Source organism: Rhizobium sp. 01L419 (assembly GCF_056400025.1).
The window spans coordinates 643,515-668,073 of the sequence record NZ_JBFTSM010000002.1 but is presented as its reverse complement, the minus strand read 5'-3'; the positions used below and the strand labels follow the sequence as shown (position 1 = coordinate 668,073).

Here is a 24,559-nt window from a genome sequence, read left to right as displayed (position 1 = left end):
GGCCGTTCGGGTGACAGCCGCAAGAATGGAGAATGTTTCGTGTCGACCCCATTTTCTGCCTCCTCGCCTGCCAAGCCGAAGCTGGTCTTCTTCCAATGGAACCACAGTCCCAATTCCCGATACGCGAAATACATGACGCAGCACGCGCAGGATCATGTACGCTGCCTGGAGCAGCACTTCGAAGTCGTGGTCGTCAACGAGGATTGCGACTATGGCCGGATCTGCGACCGGTACCAACCGGACCTCACGCTGTTCGAGCTCGGTTATCAGTCGAACCAGTCGCATCGCATTGAGATCCGGAACGTGTCGGCCCATTCGCAAGTTCCGAAAGCCGGCCTCCTCAACGCCGATTCATGGTCGCCGACGCGCTCGGGCATCTTGTCGGACCTAGATCGCTTGGGAATCGGCGTTTGCTTCTCCATCTGCACGACGATCCAGGATTACCTGCCCGACAGTCTGGATGGTCTTTATGTCTGGCCGAACTTCATCGACCCAGCCGTGTTCCGCGATTATGGCGCGGAAAAGTCCATCCCGATCATGCTGACGGGCTCGCGGGCCGAGCTCTATCCTTGGCGGCGCCGTGTCTTCCCGCTCCTTTCAGGATCCTATCCCTGCCTCATCTGTCCGCCGCACGGCTACTTCGACGCCAGTGCCGCGCGGGCCCTCACCGGCGAACGCTACGCCCGCACGCTCAACGCTAGCCTCTTCGCCCCATCTTGCGGGACAATGGCACGGGAGATCGTGCGCAAGCATTTCGAGATCCCGGGCGCCGGATCCTGCCTGATCGCCGAACGCACACCGATGGCCGAGGCGGCCGGCTTCGCGCATATGGAGAATTGTGTCTTTGCCGACGCGGACGACGTATTGGACGTCCTTGACAACCTCATGCAGGATCGAGACCGGCTCCGGCGCATAACAGACGCCGGGCACGACCTGGTCCATTCCCGCCACACGATCGCGCATCGCCCACAGATCTATCAGTGGTTTCAATTACAGAAGGCACCATCGCCAGGCCGCCGGATCGAGCAGGACGGCCCGTTCGGCGACCTTGTGGGGGTCGAACGGACCGGACCGCGCTTTCCGGCGCGGAGCGGAGGAGGCGCCGACCGCACCCTGCTCGCGAATGGATACAAGAGCCTTCGGCGCGGCGAGCTTGGAGCCGCACGCAAGGGGTTTTCCGACTGCCTCATCTATGTCAGCGATCTGCCGGAGGGCCTGTTTGGCCTAGCGCTGTGCGATCTGGCGAGTGGCGATCCTGCCGAGGCAGCCATCCGGCTGGGGCACCTGATCGAAACGACGGCCGTCGTCTACGGCGCACAGGATCCCGACCCTGCCGAATGGGCCGTCTATCTCTTTGCGCTTTCCCGTCTTGGACGGGACTGGGAAGCTCGACGCCTGGCCGATTGGTATCCGCGACTGTCCCATCCCGCGCTTGATTACATTCGCAGCCTCCTCTTTGCACCCGATGCCTGGTCTGGAACCGGCGACGCGCTCACGAGACGACCGAGCATCCACGACAGGTTCGTCGCGGCAGAATCACAGGGATGGCAGGCGCTGCTGACAGAACTGTCCCGGCTCCCGCCGCCCTCCGAGCGAAGCGTCCCGGAGGGCGGTGGACGGGCACCGGCGGCCTCGCGCCGCGCCGGACGGGCGACGTTAAGGCAACTCCTGGCCCATGCGACAGAATACACAGTGACACGGGCGGGCCTGACCGCCCTAAGACCGAACATCCCCCCAACGGGAGAACTCGACTATCTGCGAAATGTGTCCCGGCAGTTGCGCCGCGCCATCCGCAAGACCCGGCTCTGGGACCTTACCGCCGACACGCGCCGGTTCTTCAAGGCGCGGCGGGAACGACGCGAGCTATTCCGAGGCGCCGAGGCCGAGCGGCGGGAGTGAGCGCAGATGCGAAATCACAGGGGCGAGGCATGGCACGAGGAAGGGCACACGGAGCGCCGTTAGGATCGTGTCCGGCGCCAATCCGGAACATTTCCAGCACCTCGCGGTTACGGCGGCGTCGATTGTCGACAATGCCCCGGAGGCCGCGATCGACTTTCATGTGTTCACCTGCGACTGATCCTGTTGCGGAGGCGATGCTCGAGGAAGGTTTCGCGGATTCGAGCGTCTTTCCCTCCGGATCATCACGTCGATGGACGGGTGCTGGGCGGGCTGTTCATCGACCGGTATTAGGCTGCTTGCCTTTGCTAGGCAGCGAGGCTCCGACCTCACGCTGCACGATCAGGACGCCGTTAACGCTGTTGTCTTCGACGAAGTAAAGACGCTGGACCACCGTTGGAACCTGCAGGCCAGAATGTCCAGATGTGGCAGGCGGGCAGCGCAGCACGACCGCCACACACGAGGCGTGTCGCCGACCTAAAATCACGCACTATACTACTTTCGAAAAGCCTTGGCTCTTTAGATCGCGGACACCCCACTCAGGAAGGCGTCGTGGTGCGATGCGAAACCTGTCCTACCATCTAATGATGTTGTCCCGCTTAAGTCCTTGGGAGGCACATCCCCTCCAAAGGTTGATGACAGGGTCTACGGGACTGCCCTTAAGAGCAGATGTTGTGCGAGTCCATTCGCCGGTAGTTTAGCGATGAGTGCATACGCGAAAGACATTGGTGGGCCCCAGTCTCCGGTGAAGTGAGGCAACGATTCTGGTGCACGCTAACTGTTCGCAGTTGACGATTAGAAGGGTTGGGATTGCTATGGTTCTGCGTCATGGTCCTGGTTCCGCACGCTACACGGCAGGAGCGTCATTTGTCGCGTTAGTGTCGGCGAGGACCTCACCAGCCCTATACAAGATCCTGATCGAGCGAGGTGATACTTCGGATATCGCTATTACGGAGGCTCCCAACCTCGGTGGCGACAGCAATGTCGAGCTCGCGGGCAACATCCTGCTGCCGCACCACCATTGGTACCGTGTAGCCTCGGCAAGTCCGGGCGGAGCCGAGGCATGCACCCGGCTCAAACTTGCTGTCGAAGCGCTATGGAGGCGGACGCGTGATGCATTGCGCAGAGCCGGCGACCTCCCTCGACCTGGTCAGGATATTGGCTTGTCGGAGTCAGCACGATGAAAGCCCTGATGCTGGTTTCCGAACTCGAAGACTACACCATCTCCTACGCCAGCGGCCTGGCACAACACATGCAGGTCGTGCTGGGCGTTCCGCGCCGGCGCTTCGAACACCTTGCTTCCTGGTTCGATCCGGCTGTCGATCTGCACCTTCTGGATTGGCCGCGGCACCGCTCGCTTTCCAATCCCTGGTTCCTGCACCAGCTCACACGTCTCATCCGGCATGAACAGCCGAACCTTATTCACCTTCTGAGCAATTCTACGCTCTGGCTGAATTTTGCCGCTCCATTCTGGCGCCCGATTCCGCTCGTAACGACCGTACACGATGTGACAGTGCATCCTGGCGATTCCGATACCCGCACGCTGCCCGCCTGGGCTCCTGAATTGATGGTGAGGCAATCGCGTCATGTCGTCGTGCATGGCGAGGGGCTGAAAAGGATGGTCCTCGACAGATATTCAAAATCCCCAGATAGCGTCCATGTCCTGTCGCATCCAGCCATTCATCGCTACGCGGAGCTCGCCCGTCGGAGGAAAATGACGCGGGGCCAGGCAGACGGAACCATTCGGGTCCTGCTCTTCGGGCGGATTTTTGCTTACAAGGGTCTGGAGCATCTGGTCCGAGCCGAGGCCATGCTCAAGGATACGCTCCCCAATCTGCGCATTACGGTGGCGGGCCGTGGCGACGACCCCAGGATCTTCCAGCCACTTATGGGGGAAGCCGGTCGCTATGATATCCGCAACCGCTTTATCGAAGACGAGGAGGTCGCGCAGCTTTTCCTGGACGCCGATATCGTTGTCCTTCCCTATACGGAAGCGTCTCAAAGCGGTGTCCTCAACCTTGCTGCGGCCTTTGGCAAACCGGTTATCGTAACGGATGTCGGCGAATTGCGCGCGACAGTTCAGCCAAATGGATTGGGGGTGGTTGTGCCGCCGGGGGATGCGGAGCAGCTCGCAAGAGCCATCCGGATATTGGCGGAGAACCGCGAACTCAGAAACAATTTCGGTGCCAATGCGCTCGAATGGGCCACAGGACCGAATTCACCTGAACAGGTCGGGGCACAGGCCGCGGCCGTTTATCGCGAGGTGGTCGGATCATGCTGATGAAGGTATTCGCGGCCGGCCACCAGATAACGATGCGGAACGCGGCAAGCGTCCGTCACTATGTGCCGGGCGGTTGCGAGAACGGCGGCGGCATCGGCAGGCTGGTCGGATATATATCCAGCACGGCGAAGGAGGCAGGAGAAAAACATCTGGTCACCGATACCAGGGGGCCTCGGTGGTCAGTCGTGGCGTCGCCTGCGCGCTTGCTCGGCGCCATCTTGATGATGGTGAAGGATCGGCTCGTTGCTCCGCGACGAATTCATCACATCCATGTCGCGGGTCGCGGCAGCACTTCCCGAAAACTGATCTTGACTGAGGCCGCCCGCCTCCTTGGATGTCGTCACATATTGCATCTGCACGACTATGATTACGCAAGCGATTTCGCCACACGCTCGCCACGCCAGCAATCGCTCATACGTCGAATGTTTCAACATGCGGACTGCGTTGTGGCGCTCGGCCAGCGTGATCGCACAACGCTGTCGGCACTTCTGGGCGTCGAGGAACGCCGCATAGTCGTCGCTCATAATTGCGTCTCCGATCCGGGCGCACACGGTGTTCGGGTCGGCGAGACACCATTGATCGTATTTCTTGGTCGGCTGAGCGAGCGTAAAGGCGTTACCGAGCTTCTCCATGCCTTGAGCCATCCGCTCATGAAGGAACTGGGGTGGCGCGCCGTGCTGGCGGGCGATGGACCTGTCGAAGACTACCGACGCCAGGCCACAGCTTTGGCACTTTCGGATCGGGTGGAGATGCCGGGCTGGCTCGACGCCGACAAGGCGCGGGCCTTGTGTGCACGTGCGGATATCCTTGTCTTGCCTTCACATGCCGAAGGCCTGGCAATGGCGGTTATCGAGGGACTTGCCCATGGGCTCGCGGTTGTCACGACACGTGTCGGCGCCCACGAAGAAGTCATCTCCGACGGCGAAACCGGTGTTTTCGTGCCTGTCGGAGACAAGGATGCCTTAGCCGCGGCGCTGGCGAAACTCGTGATCGATCCGGACATTCGCAACCACCTCTCGTCCAGGGGCCGCGCCCTCTACCTCAATCACTTCAGTATGAAGGCATACATGCGATCGATGGAAAAACTATATGAAGCCGTCTCTGCGCAACCTCAAACAATGGTTGGCGCGCCATGACAATTTCAACTGTTCCCCCAGATCGTAACGTCCCGCTGTCGTCGATGCGTTATGACCCCAGGTTTCAGACAGAGACCAAATCGGACGACTTTGATCTGACATCAGGCATGCGCCTCATCCGCCGAAGGGTCGTCATGATCGCGGCGCTGACAGCACTCTTTATGGTGCCTGCCATTACGATGATTTCCGGATTTAAGCCGAACTATCACGCCGAGTCCCGGTTGATCATTCACAGGCCATTAGCAACAACGCTCGGCGCCGAAGATAACAGTCGCAATGATCCTCTGGACCTTACATCGGAGATCGAGCGATTGCTTTCCAGAAGCGCCGCCGAACGGGTGATCCGCGATCTTCAGCTCGATGAGCGGCCAGAATTCAATGCGGCACTGCGTAAGGCCTCTGTTGCCGCAAAGGTCCGGGAAATGTTGCGCGGCCTGGTCGACAGCGAAAAACCGTCCTTGCCGATACGAGACAGCATCGAGCCTATCATCCCCGCATATTACAAGGCGCTGCGCGTATGGAGTGACGGCCAGGGTGACGTTATCCAGATCGGATTCGATGCGAGCGATCCCAAACTGGCCGCCGCAGTCCCGAACCTGCTCATGAGCATCTACCTTGAAGAGCGCAAGGACAGCATCCGCAGCCGCCTGGACGCTGCGGAAGAATGGCTTCTGCAGCGCATCGCCGAACAACAGGATCGCGTGAAGACAGCGCGAGAAGCTGCTGACAAATATCAGGAAACGGCCAGTGTCGTTTCGGACGATGACACTCAGGGTGAGCAGATCAAGTCGCTGATGGAGTTGAGTGAGCGGCAAACAAAAATCGAACAAAGCCGCGCTGAAGTCGAAGCAACGATTTCGACGCTGGAAACAGCCGACGATTCTTCGCTTGCTCTCCAGAACATACCCCTTCCCGATAGCATCGGCGCGATGGAACGCGACCTGCGCGCACAGAAGCTAGATCTGGAGCGCCTTCTTCAGACCTATGGCAACGATGCCGAAGCAGTGGTCGACCTGCGCGAGAAGATTGCCAAGTCCCACACCGACCTCGGCCGTGCGGTCGATCGGTATCTCCAGTCCATGCGCGCCAAGCTGGCGGCGCTTGATCATGAAAATAGTGCGGTCCGCTCTGCGTTCGCAGCCGCCCAGGTGCAACGTTCCCACTCGGCCCTGGCGCAAACCGAGTTGTTGCGACTGCAGCGCATCGTTGACAGAGAGCAAACGACGCTGGACGAACTCGAAAAGCAACGCCGTGGTCTTGCTGGACAGGCCATGCTGCCGGGAGCGGAACTTGAGGTTTTGTCACCGGCTGCAGAGCCGCTCGGGCCGCAGGGTCGCGGACGGCTTTTCTACCTGATCGGCGCCATGGTCGCTTCGATTTCGATCGCGGTGACGGTCGCCTTCGTGGTTGAGATGGTGGACAGGTCGGTCCGCAGCTTCGACCAGTTGGCCGGAATGGCACGCATAATACCTGGCGGTTTTATACCGCGCTTGACCAGGAAAAGCCGGAATAATCCTTCGGCACTGTTCGGCCATGGACAAGGCGGGATGTTTGACGAAGCGATGCGCACTGTCATGATTTCGCTCAAACAGTCCAACGGCGGAAAATTGCCCAACAGCATTGTGGTGACGTCTGCGCACAGCGGCGAAGGCAAGTCGCTTGTCGCCAGATCGCTGGCAATCGAACTGGCGGCCAACGGGAATTCGGTGCTGCTTATCGATGGCGACCTTCGACACGGAAATCTCGATGCGCTTTTCAAGTCAGGTTTAAAGCAAGGATTGAATGAATTCCTGAGCGGACAAGCCCAACTACAGGACATCATCTGTCACCATCCAAGCGGTATCGACTTCATTCCTGCCGGTAGCCCCAGTCCCAACCGGCGCGCTCATTTGAATGATGTGGCTGACATTATCGAGATGGCACGGGCAAATGGCCAGATCGTGATCTTCGACAGTGCGCCTGTACTGGCCTCGTCCGACACGATGCATATGACTGCGTTGGTCGAGCGAACCTTGATGATAGTAAAATGGGCAAAGACCAGCCGTCGCGCCGTCGAAATTACCGCGCTGCATCTGAGAAGCGCACGAATCTCCGAAATTGTTGTCGCAATAAATAAGGTTAAGCCGAAAAAACACGCCCTATACAACTTCAGTGACTCGGAGTTATTTTCAAGAGCGCTCATGAAATACCATGACTACAAGACATGAAATTTCACTTTCATGGAAAGGTACTTGGCACGGGTAGTCACTGTATCGGGGCTTTGGAAATGAGGGGCCATTCGAACTGCCGAGCTAAAAACTGCTTCGCCAAGCGTACCGCGCCTGGCGGGGCGACATCAACTTTTCGAAACAACTGTAGTACCAGAGTTGGAGGGTGATCATGGATACCGGAGTAAGACATAACCGCAAAGTTGCGCTGATAACCGGCGTAACAGGTCAGGACGGCGCATATCTGGCCGAATTGCTCTTGGAGAAAGGGTATATTGTCCACGGCATCAAGCGGCGCTCGTCGTCCTTCAACACCAATCGTATCGAGCATCTCTATGAGGATCCCCATGTCGAGAATCCTCGCTTCATCCTCCACTACGGGGATATGACCGATGCAACGAACCTCATTCGGGTGGTTCAGGAAACGCAGCCTGACGAGATCTACAATCTTGCTGCACAAAGCCACGTCCAGGTGTCTTTCGAGACGCCTGAATATACCGCCAACGCGGATGGAACCGGCACCCTGCGGCTGCTTGAAGCCATTCGCCTTCTGGGCCTCACCAAGAAAACACGATTCTATCAGGCATCCACCTCCGAGCTCTACGGCAAGGTTCAGGCGGTCCCGCAGAACGAGACGACGCCTTTCTACCCTCGATCCCCCTACGCTGCCGCCAAGCTGTATGCCTACTGGATCGTGGTCAACTATCGCGAGGCCTATGGCATGCATGCCTCAAACGGCATCCTGTTCAACCATGAAAGCCCGATCCGCGGCGAAACCTTCGTGACCCGCAAGATTACCCGGGCGGCGGCGGCCATCCATCTCGGCCTGCAGGACCGGCTCTATCTCGGCAATCTCGATGCAAAGCGCGATTGGGGACATGCGCGAGAATATGTCCGCGGCATGTGGCTGATGCTGCAGCAGGATGAACCGGAGGACTATGTTCTTGCGACCGGCGAAACGCACACCGTTCGCTCCTTTGTCGAGAAGTCCTTTGCCAGAGTGGGCATGCCGATCGACTGGCAAGGCGAAGGCGTCGAGGAAAAAGGATATGACAAGCTATCCGGCCGGTGTGTGGTGGAGGTCGATCCGGCCTATTTCCGACCCACTGAAGTCGACCTTCTGCTTGGCGACCCGACGAAGGCGCATACGAAACTCGGCTGGAAGCACGAGGTCAGTCTTGATCAGCTGGTTTCGGAGATGGTTCGCGAGGACCTGAAAGTCATGGCCCGCAATGTTCCGACGGTTGGTGCGAATAAGGGCTTGGTGCATGCCTGAGCTCATCTACAGCCTTGCCGGAAAAAGGGTCTATGTCGCGGGCCACCGAGGCATGGTGGGCTCGGCGATAGTCCGGCGTCTCGCGTCCGAGGGCTGCGAGATCTTGACGGCCCCGCACGCCGAGATCGATCTCAGACGGCAGGATCAGGTGGAGGCATGGATGGCAAAGAACCGTCCCGATGCCGTCTTCCTGGCGGCTGCGAAGGTCGGCGGTATTCTCGCCAATGATACCTATCCGGCCGACTTCCTCTACGACAACCTTATTCTCGAGGCGAACATCATCCACGCCGCTTATAAAGTTCGCGTTGAAAAGCTGATGTTTCTGGGTTCGTCCTGCATCTATCCGAAGTTCGCCGATCAGCCGATCGTCGAAGAGGCGCTTCTCACCGGATCGCTCGAACCCACGAATGAATGGTATGCGATCGCCAAAATTGCCGGACTGAAGCTTTGCGCTGCTTACCGAAAACAGCATGGAAAGGATTTTATCTCGGCCATGCCCACCAATCTTTATGGGCCAGGCGACAATTTTGACCTCGATTCAAGCCATGTCATGCCAGCGCTGATACGCAAGGCGCATGAGGCAAAGCATAAGGGAGAGAAGGAAATACGCATCTGGGGCACAGGAACACCGCTGCGCGAATTCCTACACGTCGAGGATTGCGCCGACGCCTGCATCCATCTCATGAAGACCTATTCCGCCGAAGGTCACGTGAATGTCGGCTCAGGCGAAGACATTAGCATCCTCGAACTGGCTGGGCTCGTCGCAGAGGTCGTCGGCTTCGAAGGCGAGATCACACGAGACCTTACCAAGCCGGACGGTACGCCACGCAAGCTCATGAGCGCTGATAAGCTCCGCGCTCTCGGCTGGTCACCGAAGATCGGCCTGAAGGAGGGCATCGCGGACGCCTACCACTCCTTCCTGAATGGGCATTATCTCGAACGCCACAACGAGGCTGCAGAGTGATCGCGGGCCAGCTGTCGTCACGGTAGCGTTATCTGACGCGCCTGATCGTCAGCGCATCAAGTTCACGGGCCGCTTGAGTTTTCGCTTTGGCTTGCTTGCCGATGAGGAAGTCTCGGGCCGCAGCGCTTCAGTTGCCCTATCGCGGTCAACCGGCCGGCCGAACAGATATCCCTGCACATAGGGGCATCCGAGGCCCTGCAGACGTTCTGCCTGATCTTCCGTTTCGACACCTTCGGCTACGATGCGGGTACCGAGGCCGATCGACATGTCGATAAGGGCTTTGACGATGACTGCGCCGGGTCCATCGGACATCCGGTCAATGAAGGTCTTGTCAATCTTGATGATATCGACGGGGAAATTCAGCAGATGTGTGAGCGAGGCGTAACCCGTGCCGAAATCGTCGAGCGCCACAAGCAGCCCTTCCCTTCGAAGCTCCTCGATCGCTTTTGCCACCTTCCCGTCTTTTTCGTCCATATAGACTGTTTCGGTGACCTCGAGCACGACATGTTTGAGAGGCGTGCGGTGGCGGGCGAAAACGCTTTTGATCCGCTCGCAGAGATTTCCCTGATTGAAATCCGCCATGGATACGTTGACGCTCACATATTGAAACGAGAGCCCGAGATCGAGCCAGTATCGGATGTCGCGCGCGACCTGCTCCAGCATCCGGTCCGTCAGGAGGTGGCCCATCGACGGATCCTGGAGCGCCTCGGCAAACGCGCCGGGTGAGAGGATCTGGCCACTGTCCGTACGAATGCGGCACAGAGCCTCGAGGCCGACGATTTCCTGCGTCGGAAGACTGACGATCGGCTGGTAATGCGCCTCTATCCGATCTTCGGCCAAGGCGCTTGTCATGGTCTGCAGTGCCCGAAACCGGTTTGCGATCGCCCCGGCAAGATCGTCGCTGTAAAGCACGAAACCGCCTCTGGCCGTCTGCTTGGCATGATGGAGTGCAAGATTTGCATGTTGCAGAAAGGTCGGAACGTGGGCTGGCCCGGGCGGTTCGAAGGTCGCGCCCCCGCAGGTGACCGAGACCGGCAGGAGATGTTCGTTGCGCTGCGGTGTCCGGTTCTCCAGAGCGCGCAGAATTTCTGCCGAAACCGCGGACAATTCCGTTGCGGGACGATTTTCGATCAAGACTGCGAACTCATCGGCGTCCACCCTGAAGGTAGCGGCCGGCGCTGCGATCCGAGCAACGACTTGACCGACCTCCAGGATCAGTCTGTCGCCGGTCGCATGCCCGAAGGCATCGTTGACCCGGCCGAGCTGATCAATATCGACGAGCAGAACCGAAAGAGGGGCAAAGGCACTGTCGACGGCCGCCTCCAGCGTTTTCAAAAAGTTGGCACGGTTGCCGAAGCCGGTGAGGTTGTCGAAAAAGGCGAGCCTCTGATTGTCGGCCTTCACCTCCTCGCGCTCGAGCACCAGCGAGCAAAGGTCGAGGCACTCGGCGACGATCATGCGCTCTTCGGGCGTGGGACCGCGATTGTCCTTGTAGTAAAATCCAAACGCCCCGAGCACGCGTCCGTCACTGCGCAGGATGGGGCTGGACCAACACGCCTTGACGCCATGTTCTTTCGCAAGGATGTCGGCAAGCGGCCGATAGGGTGTCCAGAGCGGGTCCGTAAAGATATCGGTGACGGCGATCGGCCTGCGGAAATGGGCAGCCGTGCCGCACGAGCCGACATCAGGCCCGATCGGTATTCCGTCAAGCGCATCGGAATAGGTTTTGGCGATCGTCGGCCCCGCCAGGGGATGTAGGAGCCCTTCGCGGTCAACGGTCACGATCGAGCAAATGACGCCGGCTGCAAGCCGTTCAGCATGCTCGCAAATACGATCGCAGGCGTTTTCGAGGGAAGACCCTCGTGCCAGCATATCCAGGATTTCTTGCTGAAGCTGTCCTCGCATGCCCGGCCTCGTCGTGTTGCCTTTCGCTCGAATGGCCTCGAAACCTGTTCGACCGGTTAGGATCGAAAACTAGCAGGTACTGTGTTACGGGTTCGCAAATTTATCGACTACAATTCGACGCCCGAGATATATGGGTAGGTTTTCGTGCTGTGAGCGGCCGCAGCCGCAAGTCGATTCGATGGCGAAGCTGCATGATGGGAAAATAGGTTAGCCACGTCTAGCTCTGAAGAATATGCTGGCGCACCAATTCCTTCAGATGCTCCGTATCACCGGCCTCGATTGCATCGATCATCAGATGGTGCTCCCGGCTCGACTGTTCCACGCGGGCGCGCGTGCGCCACTGGGATACTGGCGCCGACGAGGTTCGCTGGCGAATTTCCGTGATAAGGTCGACCAGTTCCTGATTGCCGCCGAGGACCAGCAGTTGTCGATGGAAGGCGAGATTTGCCTCGTAAAGTTCCAGCATCGTGCCATTCAGCACCATGAAGTCGAAATGCTCGGCAAGTCCGCGCAGATTGACGATATCTGCCGACGACGCGTTCTGAATGATTGCTTCGACCATCGCCGTTTCCAGGATGATACGGATCTCGCTGACTTCCTGCGCGCGCCGACCGTCCGGTTCATAGACATGGTAACCGCGGTTCGGCACATGTTCGACGAGCCTCTTCTGGGCGAGGCGATCGAGAGCCCGGCGCACTTCAGGCCGCGTGCAGTTATAGCGTCGCTCGAGATCGATCTGCTTCAGCCATGTTCCCGGCAACAGGGCGCCAGCCAGGATATCCTGAAGCACGAGATCCGTCACGTCTCGCCCGGCAGACGTTCCCTGCCCCGAATCCATCATGACATCCGCCATTCGAACTTCTCCTGACTTTCCTCATCGATACCACGGGCTGAGGCATTTCCGTAAGCCGGCCCAAACAGTTTGAGGTGATGAAAATTTATTCGTGCACACGGATTGCGCATAAAATTTTTGTATCCTAAATTGGCGCCAATTTTGGATACTATGCAAGACGAAGCTGTTTTGGAAGCCATGAAAAACTCGGAAGCCGTGTGGGACATCGTTGAAGCCAAGAGCGCATCCTTCTTTGCGCTCAGCGATCGGATCTGGGATATGCCGGAGACGAATTACGAAGAATATCGCTCCGCCGAAGAACACGCGCGCCAGCTGGAAGCGGAGGGATTTCGTGTCGAGCGCGGCGTCGCGGGATTGCCGACCGCTGTCGTAGGCGAAGCCGGTGAAGGTGGTCCTGTTATCGCAATCCTCGGTGAATTCGACGCGCTGCCCGGGCTGAGCCAGGAGGCCGGTCTCGCTGAAAAGCGTGAGGTGACGGCAAATGGCAACGGCCATGGATGCGGCCACAACCTGCTCGGCGCCGGTTCGATGCTGGCGGCAGCCGCGGTAAAGGACTTCCTTGCCGCAAACGGCCTCAAGGGCCGCGTGCGTTATTACGGCTGCCCGGCAGAAGAAGGCGGGTCTTCCAAGGGCTTCATGGTTCGTGCCGGCGTCTTCGATGACGTCGATATCGCCATTTGCTGGCATCCGGCGGCTTTTGCTGGCGTCAATAACCCTGTGTCGCTTGCCTGCAACGAACTCAACTTCCATTTCACCGGCCGCTCCTCGCATGCCTCGGCAACGCCGCATCTCGGCCGCAGCGCTCTTGATGCGGTTGAGCTCATGAATGTCGGCGTCAACTATATGCGCGAGCATATGCCATCGACGGCGCGCATCCATTACGCCGTTACCGATACCGGCGGTTCCGCGCCGAATGTGGTGCAGGCCCGTGCGACGGTGCGTTATCTCATTCGCGCCCGAAATCTCCCCGAACTCCTGTCGCTCGTCGCCCGTGTCAAAAAGGTGGCGGAGGGCGCAGCCCTCATGACCGAGACGTCGGTCCGCAGCGAAGTGATCAGCGGCGACGCCAACCTCGTCGGCAACGTCCCGCTCGAAGAACTGATGTTTGCCAATCTCCAGCGCCTCGGCCAACCAGTCTTCGATGAAGCCGATCGCGCAACCGCCCGGAAATTCCAGGCGACCATGAGTGCCGAGGACATCGCCTCCTCCTACGCGCGCTTCGGCCTGAAGCCGAAGAAGGACCAGCCGCTTTGCGAGGAAATCTTCCCGCTCTATGCCGGCGACAGCACGATCGTCGGCTCCACCGATGTCGGCAGCGTCAGTTGGGTCGTACCGACGGTGCAAATGCGCGGCGCGACCTATGCGATCGGCACACCCGGCCATTCCTGGCAGCTCGTCGCCCAGGGCAAGCTTCCGGCGGCCCACAAAGGCACGGAACATGCGGCGAAAGTCATGGCGAGTACCGCCATCGACCTGATCCGCGATCCTGATCTCATCGAGGCGGCCAAGGCGGACCTGAAGGGTCGCCTCGATGGGACGCCATTCGTCAATCCGATCCCTGATGACGTTCAGCCGCCGCTGCCGCAGAAGCAGGCATCATGAACCAGCCCGGCATCCTCGAGCTGATTAGTTTCGGCCCCGAGGGATGGGGCAAGGCGCTCATGGCCGGCGCGTGGATGACGATTCTTGTTGCGATTTCCGGTTATGCGATCGGCGCGGTGATCGGCACTTTCGGTGCTTGGGCGAAGATATCGGGCGGCCGCGGCGTCAGGATCGCCGCCGATACCTATACGACGGTTCTTCGCGGCATACCGGATCTCTTGGTCATCTACCTCTTCTATTTCGGAGGCAGCGCCGCCGTCACGGCACTCGGCCGGCTTTTCGGCGCCGAAGGCTTCCTCGGCTTCCCGGGTTTTCTTGCCGGATCGCTCGCCGTCGGCGTGACCTCAGGTGCACAGTTTACCGAGGTGTTCCGAGGGGCGTTCAAGGCGGTCCACGCCGGTGAGATCGAGGCTGCAATTGCCTGCGGCATGGGCCGTATATTGCGGTTTCGCCGCATCGTCGCGCCATTGACGCTTCGCCACGCACTGCCAGGCCTTGGCAATGTCTGGCAAGTCGTCCTGAAGGAATCCGCGCTCGTTTCCATCACCGGCGTGGCCGAACTGCTCCGCCAGACACAAGTCGCCGCCGGCTCGACCGGTCTACCCTTCGATTTCTATGTCGTCGCCGGAGCGATCTATCTTATTATATCAACTGGTTCCGGCCTTTTCCTGAGGCGAGCTGAAAAGCACTTCTCTCGCGGCGTAAGGAGAAGCTGATGGATTGGCAATTTCTCATCGAAACCTTCGTCAGTCTCATTTCAGCCATCCCGCTGACACTTCAGCTTGCCGCGACCTCGATCGCGCTCGGCGCAGTCGTTGCGCTCGCGATCGCACTTTGCCGGCTTTCCGGTATCAAGATGCTTGAATGGTTTGCGCGGGCTTATGTCTTCGTCTTTCGCGGCACTCCGCTACTCGTACAGATCTTCCTGATCTATTATGGGCTCGGCCAGTTTCCCGAGGTCAGGCACAGCATCTTCTGGCCGTTCCTGCGCGAACCCTATTGGTGCGCCGTGCTCGCGCTGACCATGAATACCGCTGCTTACGCGAGCGAGATCATCCGCGGCGGCCTTCAGTCGGTACCCTTCGGCCAGATCGAAGCGGCGCGTGCCTGCGGCATGCCACGGTTCATGCAGTTCCGTCGCATCGTTCTGCCGCTCGCGATCCGGCAGGCATTGCCGGCTTACTCGAACGAGACGATCGCCATGGTGAAGGCGACGTCGCTCGCCTCGATCATCACCCTGATGGAAGTGACAGGCGTTGCCGCCAGGATCATCTCCGAGACCTATCGGGCAATCGAAGTGTTCATCGTCGCGGGCGCCATCTATCTGGCGATCAACTTCCTGCTGACGCGCCTCGTCTATCTTGTCGAATACTGGCTAAGCCCGCATCTGCGCCAGCCCCTTCCCTACCATCCCGCGGCCGTCCCCGCATCCGCACTCGAAGGAGACGCCCGATGATTGCGGCGAACGCCCCTCTTTCTCCGATCGCGCTCAGCGTGAAGGACCTGCACAAGAGCTTCGGTCCTGTGCAGGTTTTGAAAGGCATCTCGCTTGATGCGCATGAAGGCGATGTGGTCTCCATCCTCGGTTCCTCCGGCTCGGGAAAGTCCACCTTCCTGCGCTGCATCAACCTTCTGGAGACGCCCAATTCCGGCGAGGTGACCGTTGCGGGTGAGACGATCCGCATGGTTGCCGACGGCAAAGGCGGCAGCCGGCCGGCCGAACGCAGACAGGTCGATCGCATCCGTTCGCAGCTTGGAATGGTCTTCCAGAGCTTCAATCTCTGGTCCCACAAGACCGTGCTCGAAAACGTCATCGAAGCGCCCGTCCATGTCCTCGGCCGTTCGAAGGCAGAATGCATCGAGGAGGCCGAGGCCCTGCTTGCCAAGGTGGGGATTGCCGAGAAGCGCAATTTCTATCCCTCGCATCTTTCCGGTGGCCAACAGCAGCGCGCAGCGATCGCACGCGCGCTTGCCATGCGACCGAAGGTGATGCTCTTCGACGAGCCGACCTCGGCGCTCGATCCCGAGCTCGTCGGCGAAGTCCTGCGCGTCATGCGCGCGCTTGCCGAAGAAGGCCGCACCATGCTGGTCGTCACCCATGAAATGGGCTTTGCCCGCGATGTCTCCAGCCGGGTCGTCTTCCTGCATCAGGGCGTCGTTGAAGAGGACGGCAAGCCGCAGGAGGTCTTTGCCAATTCCCGGTCGGACCGTTTCCGCCAGTTCATCAGCAAATAGTTTTCTCAGCCCAAACAAAGAAAAGGGGAGCAAAAACATGACGTTCTTTTCACGGGTTCTGATGGCGACATCAGCCGCAGCGATCATCGCGACGGCCGGCATCGCGCATGCCGAAGACAAGAAGTGGACGACGGTGACGATCGCCACCGAAGGCGCCTTCAAGCCCTATAACTTTACAAAGCCGGATGGCACGCTCGATGGTTATGAGATCGAGCTGACCAAATATCTCTGCGACCACATGAAGGTCGAGTGCAAGATCGTCGTCCAGAACTTCGACGGCATGATCCCGGCGCTGAACGCCGGCAAGTTCGATGCCATCATTTCCGGCATGTCGGCGACGGCCAAGCGTGAAGAGGTTATCGCCTTTAGCGATTCCTACGGCTCCACCGGCCAGGCCTTCGCAACCTCGAAGACGGGCGATCTCGCGAACCTGCCTGAAAAGGGCCAGGTGTTCTCGCTCGCCAGCGATGAAGCGGGTGCTGCTGCCGAGATCGAGAAGATCAAGCCGGCGCTGCAGGGCAGGACGATCGGTGTGCAGACGGCCTCAACCGCGGCCGCCTTCGTCGACAAATATCTGAAGGGTGTCGTCGAGGTCAGAGAATATAAGACGACGGAAGAGCATGATCTCGATCTCAAGGCCGGTCGTGTCGACATCGTCATGGCATCGATGGCGTATCTAACCACGGCTTCTGAGAAGCCGGGCAATGATGACATGACGACTGCCGGTCCGCGTTTCCAGGGCGGTTTCCTCGGTCGCGGCAGTTCCGTTGGCCTGCGCAAGAGCGATACCGAATTGAAGGCGATGTTCAACGACGCGATTGCGGCCGCGAAGGCGGATGGCACGATCAAGACGCTGTCGGAAAAATGGTTCGGCTTCGACGTTACGCCAAAGTGAATGAACTTAAGATCGATACCCGGCGAGCGAAACTCGTCGGGTATTGCCATTCAGCCTGTCATCGGCGCCTGCGCGTAGCGTACCGCCGATCGCCTTGATGGCAGAGACGTCTGAGCAGCCATGGCGCTCAACGTTCCGTCGCGGAATATTCAATGGACAGAGCCTTGCAGCGCTCGTAAGCGGCGTCTACATCGCTATTCGTGTGGTCGCGGGTGTCGCCAACGGCAGCCCGACATTTAAAAGAAACAAGACACGATTCCATTGTGCAGGAGGGGCAACTATGGCCAATCTTCCCGATATGACGAAACACCGCGGCTTTCCGTCGGGCATGCCAGGGAGCGGCATTCAGTTCACCATCCGCCGTGCCAATCCCAGGGGCGTGACGCCGATCAAGGCCCTGCCCCGCCGCGCCCGACCCGGGACGGCAGAGCACCGGGTCGATGCAGCCTTCCTGCATGCGCTTTGGCATCATTTCGGGGCAGAGCCCTTCGAGCGCGGCAATCTCGACGCGGCTCGGCTCAACTTGCTCTTTGGACGAGAAGTGGTGGCTGTCGACAAGGACTTCGATGCGATGTCCTATGAGGCGATGCTCGTCATCGACGAAAAGGTAGCACGTCAGAATTTCCCGGAAGCGTTTGAAGACGTCATGGAGGTTTGATGAGAGCGCTGGCGATGGGCACTGAGCGTTGGGTCCATGGCCATCATCATCGGAAAACCAAGCACATAGCGATTGCCCATATTGTCGTCTCAAACAGAGCTGCCAATAAATCCTTTATGGCGCAAAGCTTCGCAAATTTCCAAGAATGAAATCGTAGACTGGTTCAGGCTGTCCCGGCCCGGTCGTCCGCAAAACCGGCGGAATGCTTGCTGATGCTTCTGCTCTGTCAGCAAGCATCGCTGGCGACATTCCGAGTGCCTGCGAAAAGGCGTCATGCGGGACTTTCGATAGTTGACGAAGCAGCCCGGCGGCGCGGCCAGCATGACGCATAGCCGGTGTGCGTTTGCCTTCGCGGATCTTCACACCGGCAGCGGAGAGCAGGATCAGGCCCTTGAGCAAGGCGCGTAGCGCACTGCCTCTCTCCGCGACCTGCCAAATCCCCTCCCAGGCCTCATGCGCTTCCCAGTAATAGCCATGGTTGAAAAGGTCCGCGCCCCACGCGAATTCATCGGAATCGAGTGTCGGAAGAATCGGTGCAGGCTCAACCTGGTAACTGTGCCCTGCCGGATCCCGTACGGGATGGGGCATCCGACCGGGCAAGTAGGCGTAGCGCGGAAAGCTTCTCTGCGGCAGCAGACGAGGACGTTGCATAACCTCAATCATCATGCCGGTGACCATGATCGCAAGCGAAGCTGTGCGCAAGCCGGCCGACAAATCGCTTCGTCGCCACCATCGGATCGGCTGTCCTCATAGGCGCGGAACGACGTCGCCGACGTATGCCGATTGTCCTAGGACAGCGCCTCGTCTACGGCGATTTGCGCCATCGCAAGTGCTGCCTCCCGGGTTTTTGCGGCAGCGATGAAGAGGCCCTTGTGGCAGAAAGTCGCTCCTTCGACGCCGCAGACACGCTCGAGCTCCTGGCCAGTCAATCCCGCCCAGGATGCAGGCAAATCGGCGCGCAGCTCGAAGCCCTCGTCAGCGCGGCGGATGCCGGTCAGGCACCAGTCGTTTTCCCGTGGGTGAACGACGAAAAGCAGATGATCCGCCTTCGCTCTTACGATCGCCGCGCGAAAAGGCATGCCCATTGGCAATTCGAGAACATGCCCCTCGCCTGTCTCGTTGATCGCCTTGAGAACAAGGGCTTCCGCGCGGAGTTTCGCAGCCTGCGTTGCGATACCGGCCTCCACGAAGCTTCGCGCAATCGAAAGGGCGGCGTGGAACGCCCGGTCATCGGCCTCGTGATCCTTGGCATCGAAAACCGGTTTCAAGGTTTCCAGCAGGGCCGGCAGTGTAAGGCCTGCCAGCTCGCCTGCGATGGAAGGATCAAGCGCACCATTGTCAGTCAGATCGACCGGCAAGACGAACTTGAAGTCGAAGGAAGCATGCACCGATGAAATATGCGTTTCGGGCACGCCAAGGGCTGCAAGATAATCAGCCCCATAGTGTTTCCAGACGAGCCCGAAGGAACTGTAGGGCCGTCCGTCCTCACGCATGGGCGCGCCACGCTGATGGTGGTCGAAAATACCTGCTGCGGGATCATACTGCCCGCCGACGTCGTAGATGATGCGATCGGTGGCCGGTGTGGTCCATTCGACATTTCTGCTGCGAATGATCCTGGCCTGTGGGAACAGCCGGGTCAGAATGACGCTCGAAAGCAGCTCATCGGCGTGGAAGCCGCCGGAATGGGTAACCAAATATAAGGGAGTCATTGTCAGATGCGCCTCTCGGAGCCGGGAATGTGTCGCCGTCCTGATAGCCCGCGTCGATCCCCAGCTCAACAGTCGGTGAGGGAAACGGCCACACAATTCTGTCGATCCGGATATTGAAAGGCATCCCGGACGTGATGCAGCCACAATGCTGCGGTAACACCATAAACATCCGAGGACATTGTTTCCTCGATGAGGCAGGCTCCGTTGTCCGATTGCCGACGCACGCTTGCGACCCTCCCCTCAGCAATTTGTGGTAGCCGCAGTTGAATGCTGCTTCCGGGCATGGACCCCGTGCCAAGGCATGAGTGGCAAGCTGCGACGGCGGATCATCGCCGACGAGCGCCCAAGCAATCATTTCCAGACAATCAGGAGCGAACCTTCGCGGTTCGGATTTCTCATGAATAATCACCATTTCGCCCACCCCAACAGAAGTGCTACACCATCGAAGCAGCGCCTGCTGGATCGATACAAGCAGTACCTTCAGTTTGCCGAGCTGAAGTCTTTGGCCGGTGACCGGATCGGCGCAGAAAATGACTACCAGCATGCCGAACATTTCTTCCGCAGCGCTGCCCAACAGAAAGACGCCGACCGACTATGAACGTAACGATGACGGCCGGCCAAGACGCCGGTGCCGAAAAAGCCTGGCTCAAGATTCTCTCGAATTACCGAAAACCCAATACAGGCCGAAGCCTGTATGAACTGGCCGTGACCTTGATCCCGTTTGTCCTTTTTTGGGCAGCAGCGGGGGTCGCGATCCATTTCGGCTATTGGCTCGGCATAATCCTTGTCGTTCCGGCAGCCGGATTCCTTTTACGGCTCTTTATGCTGCAACATGATTGCGGGCATGGCTCGTTTTTCGGACGGCGTCAGTGGGATGACTGGACAGGGCGCGTGATCGGCATCCTCACGCTCACACCTTACGACTATTGGCGCCGCGCGCACGCGGAACACCATGCCTCAGCCGGCAATCTGGATGAGAGGGGGGTCGGCGATATCACCACGCTGACGGTCGAGGAATATCGCGCCTTGACGGGTCGAGGAAAACTCGCCTATCGCCTCTATCGACATCCTCTGGTCATGTTCGGCATTGGCCCTGCCTATCTTTTTCTCTTCAAGCAAAGGCTGCCGTTCGGCATGATGCGCTCCGGGGCGCTGCCCTGGATTTCGACGATGGCGACAAACGCCGGCATTGCTGCACTCGCCATTCTCCTCATCTGGGCCGTCGGGATCGTTCCCTTTCTGCTGATCCATTTGCCAACCGTTCTGCTTGCCGGATCGGCTGGCGTCTGGCTGTTCTACGTTCAACACCAATTCGAAGACACGCATTGGTCCAAACCTCCGGAATGGACGTTCCCCTATTCCGCCATGCATGGCGCCTCGCATTATGATCTACCGCGTCCCCTGCGATGGATCACCGCCAATATCGGCATGCACCATGTCCACCATCTGTCGAGCCGAGTGCCATTTTACAGGTTGCCGGAAGTGCTGCGTGACTATCCGGAGTTGGCGAAGCTTGGGCGCATCAATATTCGCGACAGCCTCAGCTGCGTGAAGCTCATCCTCTGGGACGAGACGGCACGACGGCTGATTTCACTGCGTGAGGCAGAGGTGCGCGCCTAACAGCAGGTTCAGGCGCACACCGCGATCGGTCAGCTCAGATTTTTCAGATAGAGCGAGAGCAGTTGCGTCTGCGAGGAGATGCCGAGCTTGCGATAGACGTTTCGGCGGTGAACCTTCACCGTTCCCGTCGAAATGTTGAGCTTCAGTCCGATCGATTCCGACGAGTGGCCCTGCAGCACCAGCTCGACGATGGCCGTTTCGCGGCCCGTGAGGTTGAGGTCGTGCCAGACGGTATCGACGCGCGGGATGCCCTCGTTTTTGCGGCGGCTCCTGCCTCTTGCCGCAAGCTGCGCGTCGAAGCGTGGCGCAAGTCCGGCCCAATAATGTTTCACCATGCTGGCCACAAGCGGCTCGACCTTCTTCAGAGTAGCGAATTCGGCGGGCGGAAAAGCGCCGGTCTTTTCGCGCCGCATCAGCGACAGCACGACTGTGATATCGCCATCGACGGGCACGAAGAAGCCAATTTCTTCGGCTAGTCCGGTCTGCACGTAATAGCTGCGATAGTATTCGCTGGAAAAGAACCGGTCCGGCGCAAGCTCGCGCATCCGGAAGACGCCTTCGCGCCGCTCCCGAGCAGTGTGGTAGAAGGGATCGAGCAGGTAAGGTCCTGCCTGATAGAGCGTCACGAAAACGACGTTCTCTTCGCGATCGAAGGTGCTGTAAAGATCGATCGGCCGCTCTTTTGCCCGATAGGCGAAGACGACGACATAGTCGAAGCGCACCAGTGCGGCCATCATCTGGCGGAACGTATCGCCGAAGCCCGCATCCGCCATGGCTGACTTGCCGACCGTGGCTTTGAAAGCGGCAAACAGCGTCTCCAGCTCGATACTCACTAGCCCTTCCCCTCCGCCGTTCCACGCAATTTCGCGCAGCCCGGATATACACCTTCCATGAAACGTTGTGCGCCAAAATACCTCTCTCGGGGTATATACCGTGCAGGAAGCTCAGGCTTACTCTTTCCTTAACGACGGTGGCAATAAGGCAGCGATAGACTGCCATTCCAACCAACCGCAGGGAACAGACGTGGCATCCGCTTCGACGAACGATATCGAATTCCGTTCGGTCACAAAGAACTATGGCGCCGTGACCGCTGTAACGGACATCAACCTTACTGTGCCCAAGGGCGCATTTCTGGCGCTGCTCGGGCCTTCCGGCTGCGGCAAGACGACCTGCCTGCGCATGATCGGCGGCTTCGAGCAGCCGAGCGAAGGTACGGTGCTGATCGACGGGCACGAGATGAATGGCGTTCCGGCCTATCGCCGCCCCGTCAACATGGTGTTCCAGCATTACGCGCTGTTTCCGCATTTCAACGTCGAGCAGAATGTCGCCTACGGCCTGAAGCAAATGCGCCCGAGGATCGGAGCGGCCGAGATCGACCGCCGTGTCGCCGAGGCGCTCGAGATGGTCCGGCTCGGCGGCTTTGCCAAGCGGCGGATTCATGAAATGTCGGGCGGCCAGCAACAGCGCGTGGCGCTTGCCCGGGCCATCGTCAACCGGCCTTCCGTGCTGCTGCTCGACGAACCGCTGGCCGCACTCGACAAGAAGCTGCGCTCGGCGATGCAGATCGAGTTGCAGACCCTGCAGCGCGAACTCGGCATCACTTTCGTCCTCGTCACCCATGACCAGGAAGAGGCGCTTTCGATGGCCGATGTCGTCTGCGTCATGAGTGCCGGACGCATCCGCCAGCTCGGCAGCCCGCAGGAAGTCTATGACCGCCCGGCCGATCTTTTCGTCGCCGACTTCGTCGGCAAGACGAACCGCATCACTGCGGCGATGGAGGCTGATGGCGCCACGCTGCGGCTGGCCGATGGTTCAGCAATCGCCTCCGGCAAACGGCTCGCGCCAGGAGAGGTCATTGCGGCTCTTCGCCCTGAGGCAATCCGTCTAACGCGTCAGGCGACGGTAACAGGCACGTCATTCAAGGGAACCGTGACGCACCGCATTTTCCTCGGCTCATCGGCAGAATATGCCGTGAGCGTGCCGGGGCTTGGCGATTTCCTGATCACCGCCGATCGCCGCAGCATGAACGAGAGTGATCTCGTGGAGCCGGGCGAGGAGGTTTTCCTCGGTTTCGACCCTGCAGCCATCCATGTCTTTCCAGCGTCGAATGCATAAACCAAAACAAGGGAACAGCATCATGAGCAAGGATTATAAGGATAATCTCCCCATTTCCGCCGAAGGCTTCATAGACGAGTTCATGCGCCTGAAGCGCGGCTCAGTCAGTCGTCGCCACTTCCTCGGGATCACCGGCCTCGGTCTTGCGACCGCCGTGCTGTCGCGCTTCCCGGGCGCACTGTCGACGCCTGCCTATGCGGCAGACGACCTCGGCACGCAGATGTCGATCGCCACATGGCCGAACTATCACGATCCGGCAACCTTCGAGAACTTCAAGGCGGCAACCGGCGTTGCCGTCGAAGTCAACGTCTTCGGTTCGAACGAGGAAATGCTTGCCAAGCTTCAGGCCGGCGCCTCCGGCTGGTCGCTTTTCGTGCCGACCAACTACACGATCTCGACCCATCACAAGCTCGGCCTGATCGAGGAACTCGACCTTTCGAAGATCCCGAATTTCAGCCAGGCAAGCGAAAGCCCGCGTTTCACCAAGGAGGGCCAGATCGACGGCAAGACCTATGCCGTGCCGAAGAACTGGGGCACGACAGGCTTCTCCGTCAATACGTCCAAGATCAAGACCAAGCTTTCGAGCTGGAAGGACTTTTTCGAGATCGCCCAGACGGAAGCCGACGGCCGTGCCATGGTGCACGACTACCAGCTGACGACGATTGGCAGTGCGCTTGTCTCGCTCGGCTATGACTTCAATTCGATCAAGGCCGACGAGCTTGCCAAGGCGGAAGAATTGCTGATCAAGGTCAAGCCGCATCTCTTCGCAATCAATTCCGACTACCAGCCGTCGATGCGCTCCACCGATGCGTGGCTCACCATGTGCTGGACCAATGATGGCGCGCAGCTCAACCGGGACATGCCGGAACTTGCCTATATCCTCGGCACCGACGGCGGCGAAATCTGGACCGACTATTATGCGATCCCCAAGGATGCGCCGAACAAGGCTGCTGGCTATGCGCTGCTCAACTACCTGATGGACCCGCAGAACGCGGTGAAGGAGCACATCGCTAACGGTGCACCGACCACCGACAGCCGCGTCATCGCGCTGCTGCCGAAGGAGGTCACGTCCAACAAAATCGTCTATCCTGACGAAGCAGCACTTACCCCGCTGGAATTCGGCGCCGCCGTGACGCTGACCGATCCGGGTCGTGCCGAACTCATGGCGCGCTTCAAGTCCGCATAATTCTATCTTTGAATTCCGGCC

The 24,559-nt window shown here is 59.3% G+C and carries 22 protein-coding genes; 17 read left to right on the top strand and 5 right to left on the bottom strand.

The features are described 5' to 3' along the window. The first annotated feature begins 39 nt into the window (after window positions 1-39). The 7 genes from AC1DUP_RS06875 to fcl all read left to right on the top strand — a co-directional run bounded on the left by AC1DUP_RS06875 (window position 40) and on the right by fcl (window position 9,760). The gene (locus tag AC1DUP_RS06875; protein ID WP_113307572.1) at window positions 40-1,899 is read left to right on the top strand and encodes a glycosyltransferase; all 1,860 of its coding nucleotides are present in this window, start codon (window positions 40-42) and stop codon (window positions 1,897-1,899) included. Between the two features lie 250 nt (window positions 1,900-2,149). Beyond that, window positions 2,150-2,377, top strand: coding sequence for a glycosyltransferase (locus AC1DUP_RS06870; RefSeq protein ID WP_477832266.1), 228 nt, complete (start codon window positions 2,150-2,152; stop codon window positions 2,375-2,377). Window positions 2,378-3,076: 699 nt separating this feature from the next. Further along, entirely contained in the window at window positions 3,077-4,177 is a 1,101-nt protein-coding gene (locus tag AC1DUP_RS06865; RefSeq protein ID WP_113296528.1) for a glycosyltransferase family 4 protein, read from the top strand. After that, on the top strand, window positions 4,171-5,313 hold the full coding sequence (locus AC1DUP_RS06860; protein ID WP_113296529.1) for a glycosyltransferase family 4 protein: 1,143 nt from the start codon (window positions 4,171-4,173) through the stop codon (window positions 5,311-5,313). The genes AC1DUP_RS06865 and AC1DUP_RS06860 overlap by 7 nt, the downstream gene beginning before the upstream one ends. Then, window positions 5,310-7,520, top strand: a complete 2,211-nt coding sequence (locus AC1DUP_RS06855; protein ID WP_113307571.1) for a polysaccharide biosynthesis tyrosine autokinase — start codon at window positions 5,310-5,312, stop codon at window positions 7,518-7,520. The genes AC1DUP_RS06860 and AC1DUP_RS06855 overlap by 4 nt, the downstream gene beginning before the upstream one ends. Window positions 7,521-7,692: 172 nt before the next feature. Continuing rightward, window positions 7,693-8,796, top strand: a complete 1,104-nt coding sequence (gmd, locus tag AC1DUP_RS06850) for a GDP-mannose 4,6-dehydratase (protein WP_113296531.1) — start codon at window positions 7,693-7,695, stop codon at window positions 8,794-8,796. Then, complete coding sequence (gene fcl, locus AC1DUP_RS06845) at window positions 8,789-9,760, top strand: GDP-L-fucose synthase (protein WP_113507049.1); 972 nt, start codon at window positions 8,789-8,791, stop codon at window positions 9,758-9,760. The genes gmd and fcl overlap by 8 nt, the downstream gene beginning before the upstream one ends. A gap of 48 nt (window positions 9,761-9,808) precedes the next feature. Here fcl and AC1DUP_RS06840 read toward each other — a convergent pair whose 3' ends face one another. Next, window positions 9,809-11,665 carry a bifunctional diguanylate cyclase/phosphodiesterase gene (locus tag AC1DUP_RS06840; protein WP_477832265.1) on the bottom strand — a complete coding sequence of 619 codons (1,857 nt, stop codon included), beginning with the start codon at window positions 11,663-11,665 and terminating at the stop codon, window positions 9,809-9,811. Between the two features lie 217 nt (window positions 11,666-11,882). After that, the gene (locus tag AC1DUP_RS06835; protein ID WP_113307568.1) at window positions 11,883-12,518 is read right to left on the bottom strand and encodes a GntR family transcriptional regulator; all 636 of its coding nucleotides are present in this window, start codon (window positions 12,516-12,518) and stop codon (window positions 11,883-11,885) included. A gap of 177 nt (window positions 12,519-12,695) precedes the next feature. On the opposite strand from AC1DUP_RS06835, the gene AC1DUP_RS06830 reads away from it, so the two are divergent. The 6 genes from AC1DUP_RS06830 to AC1DUP_RS06805 all read left to right on the top strand — a co-directional run bounded on the left by AC1DUP_RS06830 (window position 12,696) and on the right by AC1DUP_RS06805 (window position 17,908). Continuing rightward, window positions 12,696-14,120, top strand: a complete 1,425-nt coding sequence (locus AC1DUP_RS06830) for a M20 family metallopeptidase (protein ID WP_113307633.1) — start codon at window positions 12,696-12,698, stop codon at window positions 14,118-14,120. Next, entirely contained in the window at window positions 14,117-14,836 is a 720-nt protein-coding gene (locus AC1DUP_RS06825; protein WP_113307567.1) for an ABC transporter permease subunit, read from the top strand. The genes AC1DUP_RS06830 and AC1DUP_RS06825 overlap by 4 nt, the downstream gene beginning before the upstream one ends. Continuing rightward, window positions 14,836-15,576 (top strand): ABC transporter permease, encoded by a 741-nt coding sequence (locus AC1DUP_RS06820; RefSeq protein WP_113307566.1) that lies wholly within the window; start codon window positions 14,836-14,838, stop codon window positions 15,574-15,576. The genes AC1DUP_RS06825 and AC1DUP_RS06820 overlap by 1 nt, the downstream gene beginning before the upstream one ends. Next, on the top strand, window positions 15,573-16,355 hold the full coding sequence (locus tag AC1DUP_RS06815; protein WP_113307565.1) for an ABC transporter ATP-binding protein: 783 nt from the start codon (window positions 15,573-15,575) through the stop codon (window positions 16,353-16,355). The genes AC1DUP_RS06820 and AC1DUP_RS06815 overlap by 4 nt, the downstream gene beginning before the upstream one ends. A gap of 37 nt (window positions 16,356-16,392) precedes the next feature. Continuing rightward, window positions 16,393-17,250 carry a transporter substrate-binding domain-containing protein gene (locus tag AC1DUP_RS06810; protein ID WP_113307564.1) on the top strand — a complete coding sequence of 286 codons (858 nt, stop codon included), beginning with the start codon at window positions 16,393-16,395 and terminating at the stop codon, window positions 17,248-17,250. Between the two features lie 280 nt (window positions 17,251-17,530). After that, window positions 17,531-17,908: a hypothetical protein gene (locus AC1DUP_RS06805; RefSeq protein ID WP_113307563.1), complete on the top strand. Its 378-nt coding sequence runs from the start codon at window positions 17,531-17,533 to the stop codon at window positions 17,906-17,908. A gap of 114 nt (window positions 17,909-18,022) precedes the next feature. Here the strand turns inward: AC1DUP_RS06805 and AC1DUP_RS06800 are convergent, their stop codons facing one another. Together AC1DUP_RS06800 and AC1DUP_RS06795 are read right to left on the bottom strand one after the other, a co-directional pair. Then, entirely contained in the window at window positions 18,023-18,622 is a 600-nt protein-coding gene (locus AC1DUP_RS06800; RefSeq protein WP_477832264.1) for a DUF309 domain-containing protein, read from the bottom strand. A gap of 74 nt (window positions 18,623-18,696) precedes the next feature. Next, a complete protein-coding gene (locus AC1DUP_RS06795) occupies window positions 18,697-19,617 on the bottom strand; it encodes an MYG1 family protein (protein WP_113307562.1) in 921 nt (306 codons plus the stop codon). Between the two features lie 301 nt (window positions 19,618-19,918). Here AC1DUP_RS06795 and AC1DUP_RS06790 point away from each other — a divergent pair, with 301 nt between their 5' ends. After that, window positions 19,919-20,215, top strand: a complete 297-nt coding sequence (locus AC1DUP_RS06790) for a DUF4167 domain-containing protein (protein ID WP_113307561.1) — start codon at window positions 19,919-19,921, stop codon at window positions 20,213-20,215. After that, window positions 20,212-21,237, top strand: a complete 1,026-nt coding sequence (locus AC1DUP_RS06785) for a fatty acid desaturase (RefSeq protein WP_113307560.1) — start codon at window positions 20,212-20,214, stop codon at window positions 21,235-21,237. The genes AC1DUP_RS06790 and AC1DUP_RS06785 overlap by 4 nt, the downstream gene beginning before the upstream one ends. Before the next feature lie 29 nt (window positions 21,238-21,266). Here AC1DUP_RS06785 and AC1DUP_RS06780 read toward each other — a convergent pair whose 3' ends face one another. Then, complete coding sequence (locus AC1DUP_RS06780; RefSeq protein ID WP_113307559.1) at window positions 21,267-22,070, bottom strand: helix-turn-helix domain-containing protein; 804 nt, start codon at window positions 22,068-22,070, stop codon at window positions 21,267-21,269. Between the two features lie 190 nt (window positions 22,071-22,260). Here AC1DUP_RS06780 and AC1DUP_RS06775 point away from each other — a divergent pair, with 190 nt between their 5' ends. Together AC1DUP_RS06775 and AC1DUP_RS06770 are read left to right on the top strand one after the other, a co-directional pair. Then, window positions 22,261-23,352 (top strand): ABC transporter ATP-binding protein, encoded by a 1,092-nt coding sequence (locus tag AC1DUP_RS06775; protein WP_113296544.1) that lies wholly within the window; start codon window positions 22,261-22,263, stop codon window positions 23,350-23,352. A gap of 22 nt (window positions 23,353-23,374) precedes the next feature. Further along, a complete protein-coding gene (locus tag AC1DUP_RS06770; RefSeq protein WP_113307558.1) occupies window positions 23,375-24,538 on the top strand; it encodes a polyamine ABC transporter substrate-binding protein in 1,164 nt (387 codons plus the stop codon). Window positions 24,539-24,559: the final 21 nt, after the last annotated feature.